This window comes from Hyphomonas polymorpha PS728, from assembly GCF_000685315.1.
GTDB lineage: Bacteria > Pseudomonadota > Alphaproteobacteria > Caulobacterales > Hyphomonadaceae > Hyphomonas > Hyphomonas polymorpha.
On sequence record NZ_ARYM01000016.1, the window covers coordinates 28,877 to 42,119 of the forward strand.

Annotated in this window: 12 protein-coding genes and 1 pseudogene; 7 read left to right on the top strand and 6 right to left on the bottom strand. The window is 61.2% G+C overall.

What is annotated here, in order from left to right; genetic code table 11:
• Positions 1-11: 11 nt before the first annotated feature.
• The 3 genes from HPO_RS13615 to tpiA form a co-directional block, all read right to left on the bottom strand.
• Positions 12-1,646 (bottom strand): CTP synthase, encoded by a 1,635-nt coding sequence (locus HPO_RS13615; RefSeq protein ID WP_035599920.1) that lies wholly within the window; start codon positions 1,644-1,646, stop codon positions 12-14.
• A 63-nt stretch (positions 1,647-1,709) separates the two neighbouring features.
• Positions 1,710-2,165, bottom strand: coding sequence for a preprotein translocase subunit SecG (gene secG / locus HPO_RS13620; RefSeq protein WP_035599922.1), 456 nt, complete (start codon positions 2,163-2,165; stop codon positions 1,710-1,712).
• 81 nt (positions 2,166-2,246) lie between these two features.
• Complete coding sequence (gene tpiA, locus HPO_RS13625) at positions 2,247-2,996, bottom strand: triose-phosphate isomerase (protein ID WP_035599924.1); 750 nt, start codon at positions 2,994-2,996, stop codon at positions 2,247-2,249.
• Positions 2,997-3,084: 88 nt separating this feature from the next.
• Between tpiA and HPO_RS13630 the strand changes: the two genes are divergently transcribed.
• From HPO_RS13630 to lexA, 6 genes are all read left to right on the top strand, one after another.
• The gene (locus tag HPO_RS13630) at positions 3,085-4,998 is read left to right on the top strand and encodes a peptidylprolyl isomerase (RefSeq protein WP_035599926.1); all 1,914 of its coding nucleotides are present in this window, start codon (positions 3,085-3,087) and stop codon (positions 4,996-4,998) included.
• Entirely contained in the window at positions 4,995-6,419 is a 1,425-nt protein-coding gene (trpE, locus tag HPO_RS13635) for an anthranilate synthase component I (RefSeq protein WP_035599929.1), read from the top strand. The genes HPO_RS13630 and trpE overlap by 4 nt, the downstream gene beginning before the upstream one ends.
• On the top strand, positions 6,416-6,988 hold the full coding sequence (locus tag HPO_RS13640; protein WP_035599932.1) for an anthranilate synthase component II: 573 nt from the start codon (positions 6,416-6,418) through the stop codon (positions 6,986-6,988). The genes trpE and HPO_RS13640 overlap by 4 nt, the downstream gene beginning before the upstream one ends.
• On the top strand, positions 6,985-8,010 hold the full coding sequence (trpD, locus tag HPO_RS13645) for an anthranilate phosphoribosyltransferase (protein WP_035599936.1): 1,026 nt from the start codon (positions 6,985-6,987) through the stop codon (positions 8,008-8,010). The genes HPO_RS13640 and trpD overlap by 4 nt, the downstream gene beginning before the upstream one ends.
• A gap of 3 nt (positions 8,011-8,013) precedes the next feature.
• Positions 8,014-8,811, top strand: coding sequence for an indole-3-glycerol phosphate synthase TrpC (gene trpC / locus HPO_RS13650; protein ID WP_035599937.1), 798 nt, complete (start codon positions 8,014-8,016; stop codon positions 8,809-8,811).
• Between the two features lie 66 nt (positions 8,812-8,877).
• The gene (gene lexA, locus HPO_RS13655; protein ID WP_035599939.1) at positions 8,878-9,561 is read left to right on the top strand and encodes a transcriptional repressor LexA; all 684 of its coding nucleotides are present in this window, start codon (positions 8,878-8,880) and stop codon (positions 9,559-9,561) included.
• On the opposite strand, the gene HPO_RS13660 is transcribed toward lexA, so the two are convergent.
• The 3 genes and pseudogenes from HPO_RS13660 to HPO_RS13665 form a co-directional block, all read right to left on the bottom strand.
• Positions 9,542-11,026 carry a ComEC/Rec2 family competence protein gene (locus HPO_RS13660; RefSeq protein ID WP_157532843.1) on the bottom strand — a complete coding sequence of 495 codons (1,485 nt, stop codon included), beginning with the start codon at positions 11,024-11,026 and terminating at the stop codon, positions 9,542-9,544. The two genes, lexA and HPO_RS13660, sit on opposite strands and share 20 nt — an antisense overlap.
• A gap of 99 nt (positions 11,027-11,125) precedes the next feature.
• A pseudogene (locus tag HPO_RS21250) lies at positions 11,126-11,278 on the bottom strand (hypothetical protein); the annotation flags it as partial.
• Positions 11,218-11,664 (bottom strand): hypothetical protein, encoded by a 447-nt coding sequence (locus HPO_RS13665; RefSeq protein WP_157532845.1) that lies wholly within the window; start codon positions 11,662-11,664, stop codon positions 11,218-11,220. The pseudogene HPO_RS21250 and the gene HPO_RS13665, both read right to left, overlap by 61 nt.
• A gap of 70 nt (positions 11,665-11,734) precedes the next feature.
• On the opposite strand from HPO_RS13665, the gene gltX reads away from it, so the two are divergent.
• Positions 11,735-13,195 (top strand): glutamate--tRNA ligase, encoded by a 1,461-nt coding sequence (gltX, locus tag HPO_RS13670; protein ID WP_035599946.1) that lies wholly within the window; start codon positions 11,735-11,737, stop codon positions 13,193-13,195.
• Positions 13,196-13,243 lie beyond the last annotated feature (48 nt).

A 13,243-nucleotide genomic window follows, 5' to 3' on the forward strand; every position in this document is an offset into this window, starting at 1 on the left:
CCGGCTTGTCCTCAAACGAGCCGGGATTGCTTGACGGCAGCCCCAATAAAGCTTGCAAACAGCGGATGGGGCTCGAACGGGCGCGACTTGAGTTCCGGGTGGAACTGGACGCCGATGAACCAAGGGTGATCTTTAAGCTCCACAATCTCCGGAAGGCGGCCATCGGGCGACATACCCGAGAAGATCATGCCGGATTTTTCCAGCGCCGGGATATAGCCGGTGTTGACCTCATACCGGTGGCGGTGGCGTTCGGAGATATCGAGCGTGCCGTAGACCTGGGCGACGAGGCTGCCTTCTTTGAGGCGGGCCGGATAGGCGCCGAGGCGCATGGTGCCGCCAAGATCGGTATTGGCGTCGCGCGTGACCTTTTCGTTGCCCCTGGTCCATTCGCCCATCAGACCCACGACGGGCTCTGTGGTGGGGCCGAACTCGCTGGTGGAGGCGTCCTTGATGCCGGCAAGCGTTCGGGCCGCTTCGACGACCGAAAGCTGCATGCCGTAGCAGATGCCGAAGCAGGGCAGCTTGTGTTCGCGGGCATAGCGCGCAACGCGCATCTTGCCGTGCGCGCCCCGTTCCCCGAACCCACCTGGCAGAAGGATGCCGTGCACACCCTCCAGATCGTCAAGGGAAGCTTTCGGATCATCGAACTTTTCGGAATCGACGAAGCGGATATCGACCTTCACCTTGTTGGCGAGGCCGCCATGACCGAGCGCTTCGGACACCGATTTATAAGCGTCAGGCACATCGGTGTATTTGCCGACCAGGGCAATCGTCACATGACCATCGGGATGGCGGATGGTCTGGGCGATCTTCTCCCAGGACGAAAGATCCGGCTTGGGCGCGTCGGTGATGCCGAAATGGGAAAGAACCTCAGAATCGAGGCCTTCGGCGTGATACGCCATGGGCACGTCGTAGATATGGCCAACATCCCGCGCCTCGATCACGCTGGTGAGGCGGACGTTACAGAAGCTGGCGATCTTGCCTTTTTCGTTGACGGGGATCGGACGGTCGCAGCGGCACAGCAGAATCTGGGGCTGGATGCCGATGGAGCGCAGTTCCTTGACGGAGTGCTGTGTCGGCTTGGTTTTCATTTCGCCGGCAGCCGGAATGTAGGGCAGCAGCGTCAGGTGGATGAAGCAGGCGCGCTGAGGGCCGAGCTCCTGGCCAAGCTGCCGGATCGCCTCGAAGAAGGGCAACCCTTCAATATCGCCAACCGTGCCGCCAATCTCGCAGAGAACGAAGTCGACGCCCTCCCCCGGATCGGACAGGACAAATTCCTTGATGTCGTTGGTAACGTGCGGAATGACCTGAATGGTGGCGCCGAGATAGTCGCCGCGGCGCTCTTTCTCGATGATGCGCTGATAGATCCGGCCCGTCGTGATGTTGTCAGACTGGCGGGCCGAAACGCCGGTGAAGCGTTCGTAATGGCCGAGATCGAGATCTGTCTCAGCGCCATCATCGGTGACATAGACCTCGCCATGCTGGCGGGGGCTCATCGTGCCGGGGTCGACATTGAGATACGGGTCAAGTTTGCGCAGGCGCACGCGGTAGCCACGTGACTGCAACAGCGCGCCGAGGGAGGCGGAGGCAATGCCTTTTCCGAGCGAAGACACCACGCCGCCAGTGATGAAAATATAGCGGATCATGGGGTTATACTCATGAAATGATTCGCGCCTTGTGCGCGACCTCCACCAGCCGTTAGCGGAAAATTACTGGGGATTGGCGTTTTCCGGAACAGATTCCGTTACCGGCGCGGCCTCTTCGGTGGGGTCTACCGGCGCGGGCTGGGGCGCAGGTGCGATTCCAACGTCCGGAGAAGCCGGCGCGGCATCATTCAGCAGAGGCGCCGTCGGATCGAAGAGGTCCACCGGGCCCTGTTGCGGCGCCGTTTGCGGGTTCGATTCGTCCAGAATACGCTCAATGCCCGAACGGTTGTCAGCCTGACGGTTGGCGATCGAGGTGAGGATCAGGCTCGTCGCGAAGAAAATCGCACCGAAGATCATGGTGGTGCGGACCAGCGCGCCTGCAGCGCCCCGGCCCGACATCAGCGCGTTTCCGGCGCCGCCGCCGATCCCGAGGCCGCCGCCTTCAGATTTCTGGACCAGAACCAGACCAATCATCGCCAGACAGGCGAGAATGTGGATAACAAGAATGACGTTCTGCATGGGCCCGACCAGCTTTCCTGAATTTAAGGCGCCCGCATAACCCCGATCAGGCCGTTCGCCAAGTCAGCGGTTCCACACGACTTATTGCGCCGCCAGCCGGTAGATGGCGAGGAAATCGTCCGCCTTCAAGCTTGCGCCGCCGATAAGGCCGCCATTTACCTCAGCAACCCCGAGGATTTCCTCAGCATTTCCGGGGTTCATGCTTCCGCCGTAAAGGATACGGGTGCCTCTGCCCGCTTCGCCGAACTGCTTTGTCAGCAGCTCCCGGATGAAGCCGTGAACCTCGGCGATCTGTTCTGAATTTGCCACGCGCCCGGTTCCGATGGCCCAGACGGGCTCATATGCCACAACAATTGTATCCGCAGCGCCTTCGGAAGGAATCGATCCGGCGATCTGTTCGGAAATAACATTCAGAACATCTCCGGCATCTCGCTGCGCCAGAGTTTCGCCCACGCAGATGATCGGCGTGATACCGGCGCGAAGGGCAGCCGACGCCTGGGATGCAACAACCGCGTCTGTTTCACCATGGTCAGCCCGGCGTTCGGAATGGCCCACAATGACATAGGTGGCGCCGGCATCCTTGAGCATTTCGGCGGAAATATCGCCGGTGTGAGCCCCCTTTTCCTTCGGATGGCAGGTTTCCCCGCCAATTTTCAGCGCGGAGCCTTCTGCTTTCGCCGCAGCGGGATGAATCAGCGTGGCCGGCAGGCACAGCAGGATTTCAGGCCCTGTCTGGGACGGCGCAACTGCGGCCGCCACCCGTTCGATCTCGGTGAGACTCCCCACCAGGCCGTTCATTTTCCAGTTTCCGGCGATAAGCGTGCGTGTCATGCGGCCTTCCCTCTCTTGCAAGTCATAAACCGGTCGCCTAGCAAGCTGTGAGCCACCCGGCAAACCCCAGAAATAAGAGAAGCGCCGTATGCTCGCACTTATGAAGAAGCTGACCCGTTCCCCGTTGGGGAAGCTGGTTCTGATGATTGTCGTTGTCGGTATGGCACTCTGGGGTGTGGATCAGATCTTCAGCCAGGTGCGCAGTGGCCTTGGCGCGAACATCGTCAGCGCCGGCACCCGCGGTCTCGAGCCGGAGGACCTGGATTTCCGCGTCGAAACGGTTCTGCGGAACATTAACGCCACAGCAGAACGCCCGATGAGCAAGTCTGAGGCCCTGGAAGAAGGCCTCATCGATCAGATCGTGGAAGTCGAGAAAGCCCGGATCACGCGTCTGGGCTATGGTGAAAGCATTGGGATCTCCCCGTCGCCCAAGGCGGTGGTGGAAGAGATGAACAGCATTCCGGCGTTCCAGAACCCGCTTACCGGGGAGCTGGACGCCGCCATCTTCCGGGATCGCATTGCCCAGCTGGGCATGACGCCTGCTCAGTTCGAGCGTCAACTGCAGGACGATATTCTTATCCGTGCGCTCAGCCGGGCCGCCGGCTCAGCAGTCTATGCGCCCGACATCCTGTCAAACATTCAGGCCCATTATCTCGGCGAAGCGCGCGAGGTGGCCTGGTTCCTGTATGACGCCTCCAAGGCCCCTGCCCCTGCCGCGCCCACCGAAGCCGATATCAAGGCTTATTACGATGAACATATCGAGCGCCTGAAACAACCCGAGCGGCGGGCGCTGGATGTGCTGCGCATGTCCACCGATGACTTTACCGGTAAGGTCGAGGTGACCGACCAGGAAGTGGCCACAGTATATGAAGCGACCAAGTCGGAGCGCTTTGCGGCGCCGGACCAGCGCACCTATGCCGAGCTGATGTTCCCGAGCCGCGATGCAGCGCGCACCGCTTTCGGCCTTCTGGCCGGCGGCGCCGATCCCAATAGCGTAACCGGCGCCAATTCCATTCAGATGCGGACTGCGAGAGCTGAAGAGCTGTCCGACGCCGCGCTGCGGGACGCCATGTTCGGACCCGGCAAGCAGAGCGGCGCCATGTTTGGTCCGCGCGAAGTGAACGGTCAGTGGATGGTAACGCGGCTGATCTCTGTTCAGCCCGGCGCCGTCAAACCGCTGGAAGAGGTTGGCGAGGAAATCCGCCTCAGCCTCGCTCGCGAGCGCGCTCAACTGCTGTTCTCCGCGGCCCTGGATACGCTGGATGAATCCCTGTCTGCCGGACATGATCTCCATCAAATCGCTGAGGACATCGGGGTGCCGGTATTCAGCATTGCCCCGATTGATCAAAACGGCATGACAGAGGATGGCCAAGGAATTTCGCTGCTGGCTGACGCCCCTGAAGCGCTTCCCCAGGCTTTCCGCCTGCCGGAGAACGAAATCAGCAGCCGTTTCGACGTATCCGGTTCGGTGGTCCTCGTTTCTCCGCGCCGCATCGTTCCGGCCGCAACCCCGGAGCTTGAAGTGATCAAGGACCGCGTTCGCGCGATGATTGTCGCTGAGCGGGCTGCTAATGCGGCGCAAGCTGCCGTCGATGCCATCACCGACCGGATCCGCAGCGGCGCGCTGACGCTGGAAGCGGCGGCGGCACAGGCGGAAACCGAGGTTGATCGCCTGCCCGAACCTGTGTCCCGCGCCAACGCCCAGGCCATGGGTATCCCCGGACCTCTGATGCAGGCGACTTTCAACAACCCCGCAGGAAGCGTGATCAGCCTTCCGGCGGGAAGCGGCTCGATGTTCGCGATTCTCAAGGTGTTGAGCGTCACGCCACCGAGCGCTGAGGTGCTGGCCAGCATGGGGGCGGCGTCTTCTGCAGATGTCACCAATTCGCTGGTAACCGACCTCGAAACGGCGGTGGATGACGAGATCCGCCGTGCCGTGAAGGTGCGGGAGAATGCGGCAGCGGTCGCAGCCTACAAGCGAACGATCACGGCAGCCCAATGACAGCGCGCCTGATCGTAAGGCGGCGCATCGGCGATATCGAAACGCCGGTTGGCGCCATGATGAAGCTTGGATCGGATGATCCGGGCAGCTTTCTGTTCGAGTCCATCGCCGGCGGCGAGCGGCTTGGGCGATATTCCTTCATTGGCCTGAAGCCGGAGGTTTGGTTCCGCATCAAGAACGGCGTGGCCCAGACCAGCCAGTCTGCAGATTTTGCGGACGCGCGCACACTGGCCGAAGCGCCGGTGGATGCCTTACGGACATTTGCAGAGGCCGCGCAGGCTGAAACCTCAGAGGCCCTGCCCCCCATGGCCTCGGGCGCTTTTGGATATGTTGGTTACGACATGATCCAGCATGTCGAACCTGTTTCGATCACAAAGCCCGATCAACTGGATGTGCCTGAAGCCCTGCTCGTGATTCCCCAGGTGATGGTCATCTTCGATCACATCTATCAGGAGCTTCTGCTTATCGGCCGAATTGGCGGAAGCGATGAAACAACCGTGAATGCCCTGCTGGACGAGGTTGAGGAGCGGCTGGAAAGCCTGCCCTCCCTGCCCCCGAAGGACGGCGTTGCGCAGCAGGTGTCGCTGGTATCCGATACGCCGAAGGACCGTTATTTCGAAATCGTCGAGACCTGCCGGGATTACATCAAGGCGGGCGACATCTTTCAGGTGGTGCCAAGCCAGCGTTTCTCGGCGACGTTCCGGCAGAAATCGATCAGCCTCTACCGCGCCCTGCGGCGGCTGAACCCGTCTGCTTTCATGTTCCATATCAATCTGGGCGATGTCCGCCTGGTTGGGTCGAGCCCGGAAATTCTGGTTCGCCTGCGGGAAGGCCGTGTCGCGATCCGTCCCATCGCCGGCACGCGGCCGCGCAGCGGTAATCCGGCGGAAGACGCCCTGCGGGCCGAAGACCTGCTGAATGATCCCAAGGAACGCGCCGAACACCTGATGCTGCTGGACCTTGGCCGGAATGATGTGGGCCGGGTGGCGGCCTATGGCTCTGTGGAAGTGACAGAGCAGTTCATCGTCGAACGCTACAGCCATGTGATGCACATCGTCAGCCATGTGGAAGGCAATCTGCGCCCCGGTCTGGATGCCGTGGATGCTCTGTTCGCCGGCTTCCCGGCGGGCACCGTCTCCGGCGCGCCGAAGATCCGTGCCATGCAGATCATCAACGAGGTCGAAACTCATCGCCGCGGCATCTATGGCGGCGCGGTGGGCTATTTCGGCTGGAACGGGGATCTCGATACCTGCATCGCTCTGCGCACTGCGGTGCTCAAAGACGGCATGCTGCACATCCAGGCGGGCGGCGGTGTGGTGCTGGATTCCGACGCGCAGTATGAGTTTGACGAGACCGTCCACAAATCCGGCGCCCTGAAGCGCGCTGCCGAACTTGCCGCAGCCTACGAGCACGACCAATGATCCTCGTCATCGATAATTATGACAGCTTCACCTGGAACCTCGTGCATTATCTCGAGGAGCTCGGCGCCCATACGCATGTCGTGCGGAATGATCAGCTGACGGTCGGAGAGGCGCTCGCCCTGAAGCCGGATGCCGTGCTGCTTTCTCCTGGCCCCTGCACGCCGAATGAAGCGGGCATCTGTCTTGATCTGCTCAAAGCAGCGCCGGACGCGCTGCCGATCCTTGGCGTGTGCCTCGGCCACCAGGCCATTGGTCAGGCATTCGGCGGCGCGGTGATCAGCGCCCGCGAAATCCGCCATGGCAAGATTTCCGAAATCTCGACCAATCAGACCGGTCTCTTCGAGGGATTGCCTGAGCGGTATCGGGTGGTGCGGTACCATTCCCTGGCGATCCGGACGGATGACCTTCCAGACAGCCTCATTGCCGACGCTTATACCGACGACGGAGAGATCATGGCCGTCCATCACAAGACCCGGCCAATCTACGGCGTGCAGTTCCATCCGGAGAGCATCCTGACCGAGCATGGCCATGCCCTCCTCAAGAACTTTCTCAAGCAGGTGAAACAGTGAGCGAAAGCGCTCTCAATTCAGCCATCCAGGCAATCGCGCGGGGCCTTCCCCTTGAAGAGAGCATGCTGGAAGGCGCTTTCGATACGCTGCTTTCCGGCGAGGCGGCACCTGAAGAAGTCGGCGCATTTCTTGCCGGTCTGACCGTACGCGGAGAGACGGCCAATGAACTTACCGCGGGCGCCCGCATCATGCGGCGCCACGCCCGGCGCGTCAGTGTCGACGGCCCGCTGCTGGATACCTGCGGCACTGGCGGCCTGCCCTGGAAATCTCTGAATACCTCCACCGCGAGCGCCATCGTGATTGCCGCTTCCGGAGGCCGTGTCGCCAAGCATGGCAACCGGTCTGTGCCCCCCAAAACGGGCTCGGCCGATGTGCTCGAAGCGCTTGGTCTGCAACTTGAGCTGAGCGACACGGCTTTCAGGGCCTGTCTCGATCAGGCTCGCGTCGGCTTTCTCTTTGCGCGCAGCTACCATTCCGCCATGCGGCATGTGGCGCCAATCCGTCAGAAGCTCGGTATCCGCACTATTTTCAACCTGCTGGGTCCGCTGTCCAATCCCGCGGGCGCGGAATATTCCGTACTCGGCGTATATGATCGCCAGTGGGTTACCCCGATGGCCGAAGCCCTCAAGGCGCTGGGCACCCGCCGCGCATGGGTTGTCCATGGCCTCGCCGGCATCGACGAAATTTCGATTTCAGGGCCAACGGAGGTGTGCGAGGTAACCCCGGAGTCCGTCCGCCACTTCCAGCTGACGCCTTGTGATGCCGGTCTTCCGGTCCACCCGATCTCCGCGATTGAGGGCGGGGCGCCGGAAGAGAATGCAGCGGCCATCCGAGACCTGCTCGACGGACGCGAAGGCCCCTTCCGCGACATCGTTCTTTTCAACGCGGCGGCGGGTCTTCTGGTCAGCGGTCTTGTGCCCGATCTGCCCGCAGGCGTTGCGCGCGCCGCCGAAGCCATTGACAGCGGCGCGGCCCGCGAAACTCTGGACAAGCTTGTGCGCACATCCCGGGAGAGCGACTAGGCCATGAAAACTGCGCTCGACCGCATCATTGATTACAAGCATGATGAAGTGCGCGCCCTGAAAGCGGCGTGTTCGCTGGCAGATCTTGAGGCGGCGGCCAAGGCTGCGTCCCCCGTTCGCGGGTTCGCTGCGGCGCTGTCATCAGTCGCCGACGCAGGTCAGAATGCCCTGATCTGCGAGATCAAACGCAAGAGCCCTTCGGCAGGAGATATTTTGCCAGGCGCTGATCCAGTCGAAATTGCGCGGGATTATGAGCGTGGGGGCGCCGCCTGCCTTTCTGTGCTGACAGATATGCCGAGTTTTGGGGGAAACCTCGCAGACTTTGAAGCCATTCGCTCGGCGGTCAGCATTCCTATGCTTCGCAAGGATTTCATGATCGACCCCATACAGATCATTGAAGCCCGCGCCCATGGCGCAGACTGTATCCTGATCATCATGTCGGCGGTGGTCGATAGCCTGGCGGCAGACCTGCATCATTGCGCAACGGATTTGGGTATGGATGTCTTGATCGAGACGCATGATGAAGAGGAAATGGAGCGGGCCCTGCGCCTCCCCTCGCCGCTGATCGGCGTCAACAACCGTGACCTCAAGCGAATGGTCACTGATCTGACCACTACCGAGCGACTCGCACCGATGTTGCCGGCCGGCCGCCACCTTGTTTCCGAAAGTGGCATTGCCGATCCGGAAAGCATCATCCGCCTGCGAAAGGTCGGTTCACGGCGTTTCCTCATCGGCGAGTGGCTGATGAAACAGGGCGCCTCGCGTTCCGAGCAGGTAACGCGCCTGAAACTCGCCTGTTGAGATTGACCCGAACCGGGAACGCTTGTAGAACAAAAGCGAACAGAGATTCGCATCGGGAACCGCTCCATGCTCACAACCAAGCAAAAAGAGCTGCTGCTCTTTATCAATGATCGCATCAAGGAAACTGGGGTTTCACCCTCCTTTGATGAAATGAAGGAAGCGCTTGATCTGGCTTCCAAGTCCGGCATCCACCGGCTGATCACGGCGCTGGAGGAACGCGGCTTTATTCGCCGGCTGGCAAACCGGGCGCGGGCGCTTGAAGTGCTCAAGCTTCCCGATTCTGCCATTCCGCCGCCGAATGCGCGTCAGCGGCGGGATTTCCGCCCGGCCCTGGTCACAAATCAGGGCGTGGAAACACCCCGCATCGCTGGCATGATCCCGCTCGTCGGCCGCATCGCGGCAGGGTCGCCCATCTCTGCCATCCAGCAGGACAATGGCCAGGTGGCGAGCCCGGGCGGGCTTCCGGAAGGCGACGATTATTTCGCGCTCGAGGTTCAGGGCGATTCGATGATTCAGGCCGGCATCCTCAACGGGGATACCGTTATCCTGAAGCGTACCAATACCGCGCAGACAGGTGACATCGTCGTGGCGCTGATCGATGGCGAGGAAGCGACTTTGAAGCGCCTTCGCCGCAAGGGGGCGTCTGTGGCGCTTGAAGCGGCAAACCCTGCTTTTGAAACACGCATCTTCGGGCCTGACCGGGTTGAGGTGCAGGGCCGTCTCGTTGCCCTTATCCGGCGGTACGAATAAGCCTCTCGAAATAATCCCGGGCGCCGCCTGAAGGCTGCGCCGAGCCATTCTCACTGCACCGGCGCCATGGGCGTTCGGTGCAGTTCTGTAATTGGACCACGTAAAGGTCTTCGTCTCGCGCATAGACGGTGATGCCACCCGCGTCTTTAGCCTCGCCCCAAGTAAAAGTAAGGTCGGCGCTGGCTTCGCCCGCTCTTAATATCTGGATACGGAGCGTGTCGGGGGTCTGCTCCGTTTCTGCTTTCTTTTTCTGCTCTACGGGGCCGAGGGTAGTGATACTCAGACCTGAAAACGAGGGGTACTCACACACTTGCAGGCCACACTCTTCCCTGTCGGGGGCTTCCGAGAAGCGGAGAGGCGGCAGGCCATCTCCATCGACAAATTCGAGGCGTGAGACCATGCCTTGTGTATCTGCGATGAACACATCGCCTGAAGCTGACCAATGAAGCACCACTTTTGGTGCCGTGCTCCAGAGCCAGATGGCCGGCGCCAGCAGGACAGCCCCGCCAAGCAAACGTGCCCAGCCTGCGAAAGCCATCATGGCGCCCAGGGCCAGCGACAGAAAAACCAGCGCCAGTGGCGGCATGGGAACGGACATGCGAATGACACCGGGCGAGAGATTGTAAAAATAATGCGTCATGTTCAGCACCAGCTCGAGCGATTGCCCCAGCAGCCGGAGCCCAAGTTCGGCCTGCCCGAACAGCGCCAGGATGACTGTAAGCGCGGCCGCCGGCGCGGTGACGAAGGTTACCACCGGCGTGATGGCAAAATTCGCAAAGAGCCCCACCGGAGAAAGCCGCTCGAAGTGAAAGAAGGAGAACGGCGCGGTTGCCGCGTCCGACACGACAGATGTCATGATGATCGAAGCCCAGGCAAAGCCGATCGGCCCAAGAACACGCTCCCGGCTGGAGCGGTGATTTCGCCAGACCTCATAAGTGGCGATGAGGCCACCGGTGGCTGCGAAGGACATCTGAAAGCCTGGCGTCACCACGCTTTCAGGCTGCAGCAGAACGATGACGATCAACGCGATCGCAAAGGTTCGTAGACTGATGGCGGCGCGATCAAAAATTACCGCCAGAAAAACAATCGCGGCCATGATGAAAGCACGCTGGGTCGATACACTTGCCCCTGAGACGATGAGATAAGCGGCGCAGGTAATCAGAGCGACGACCGCAGCTATTTTCTGTACGGGCACTCGCAAGGCCAGCGGCTCTATGAGAACCAATGACCGCCGGATCAGGAAAAATGTCAGCCCGCCGACGATAGAGAGATGGAGGCCTGAAATGGCAAGAAGATGGGCGAGGCCCGTATCTCGCAAGGCGTTCTGGTCTTCAGTGCGCAGAAAGCTCCGGTCGCCGGCGATCAGCGCCGCCGCCAGCCCTCCCGCTCGTTCGCCAGCTGCTTCGTTGACATAGGATGCAAGCAGCCGGCGCTGGGCAGATACCCAGAGCGCGGCCTGATCCATCACATTGTCCGGCGCCCCGAGAACGCCGCCCCGGCAGCGCCCCTGCACATAGCCCACTGCGCCGAGCTTCTGGAAATAGGCTTGCCGCCGAAAGTCGTAATCCCCCGGCAAAGTCGGCGACGGCGGCGGGCGGAGCACCACCCAGCATCGCACAAACCGGCCCGAGGATACTTCAAGCCGTGCGCGGTGGGTCACCCGTACCAGTTCCGGCTGCTGGTCTGCCGGAAAGCCCGCGATGGAATGGACTTTGATCTTGAGGCGAGCCCCTTTTCGCCGGGCTCGATGTTTGCGACCCACCCCTCCAGAATGACGGGGCGGGTCTCTGCGGCGATCACGGGCGCTTCCATCCGCCAGGTACTTAGGCCCGCCGCCGAAAAACCAATGACTGTGCCAAAAACGCAGACGGCGAGCGCATAGGTCAGGTCTGACCGGCGGAGCCAGCGGACCAGCAGAAACCTTGCCGCCACCGCCCCGAAGAACGCGGCCAACTCAAGACGCGTAGGCTCAAATGGCACCGACAGGTAGGCCGCAGCGCCCGCCCACATGGCGAACGCCAGCAATAGCGGCCGGGAATCCACGCCGACAACGCTGGCCGTATCCCGCATGAGCTTCCGGAAGAAGCCGTCCCCCTCTTGCACTTCGCCCCGTCCTCGTGTTTGACCACCCCAACAGCGGCCACAGCGCCGGTCAATCGGAGCGTGCCACAGGATGTCCGTCGTTACTCGATTTGCCCCATCCCCAACGGGAATGCTGCATATTGGAGGCGCTCGGACGGCACTTTTCAACTATTTGTTTGCGCGCCGACATGGCGGGCGGTTTCTCCTGCGAATTGAGGACACCGACCGTGAGCGTTCCACGCAGGCGGCCACCGATGCCATTCTGGATGCCATGCAATGGCTGGGGCTGACGCCGGATGAGCCACCGGTAATGCAGTCTGCGCAAGTGGCGCGTCACGCTGCCGTTGCGCACGAAATGATCGCCCGGGGCACCGCGTTCAAATGCTATGTAAGTGCCGAGGAGCTTCAAGCCCGCCGGGACCTGGGCGAGGAGAAGCGCCTGGCAGCCCGTGAGGAAGGCCTCCCCGAAGCGGCGCGAGACGCTCTATTGGCCGAAGCATCCCAGCTTCTGGCCCCCTTCCGGTCGCCCTACCGGGATGGCGCGCCAGCGCCCTCTCCTGAAGCTCCCTTCACCGTTCGCCTGCGCGCGCCGGAAAGCGGCCCCCGCACCGTGGAGGACGGCGTGCAGGGCAGCGTTACCATTGATGCCTCAGAGATCGATGATCTGGTCATGCTGCGCGCCGATGGCACGCCGACCTACATGCTCGCTGTTGTGGTCGACGATCATGATATGGGTGTCACCCATGTCATTCGCGGTGACGACCACCTGCGTAACACCTTTCGCCAGGTGCCGATCTATGAAGCCATGGGCTGGGATGTACCCAAATTCTCCCATGTGCCGATGATCCACGGCAATGATGGCGCCAAGCTGTCCAAACGCCATGGGGCCCTCTCCACCACGGCTTATCGCGACATGGGCTACCTCCCAGAAGCCATGAAAGCCTACCTGCTCCGCCTGGGGTGGAGCCATGGCGACCAGGAGATATTCACGGACGAGGAAGCGATTACCGTGTTTGATGTTTCCGGCATCAACAAGGCCCCGGCCCGGTTGGACCTCGACAAGCTGGCCACGGTCAATGCACACTTCATTCGCCTGGCCGATGATGGGCGCCTGTTTGACCTGATTTGTCCGTTTTTGTCCGCCAATGCCCCCCTCAGTGACAGCGAACAGGACCGGATTCGGGCGGCCCTGCCGCACATGAAAGATCGGGGATCAACGCTGATCGAACTGGCGGCGGCATTTGATTTCCTCAGGGTAAAGCGTCCCCTGGAGATGAATAAAAATGCACGTAAAGCCTTGTCTGACGAAGGGAAACTTCGTCTTAAGGGACTATATGATGAACTGCAGCGAATGTCGCAGTGGTCAGGCGCTAGCATTTCGGAAACGATAAAGTCATATTGCGCCGCAACAGGCCTATCGATGGGGCAGATAGGCCCGCCACTCAGAGCCGCACTTACCGGCGGACTTCCAGCACCGGACCTCGCGCCGGTGATGGAATGGCTCGGCCGGGAAGAGACGCTCGCAAGAATTGATGACCAACTTGCCAGCTGACACGCAAGTCGACGCCGGCCAACACAAATGGAACAGGGTTAAAGGCTG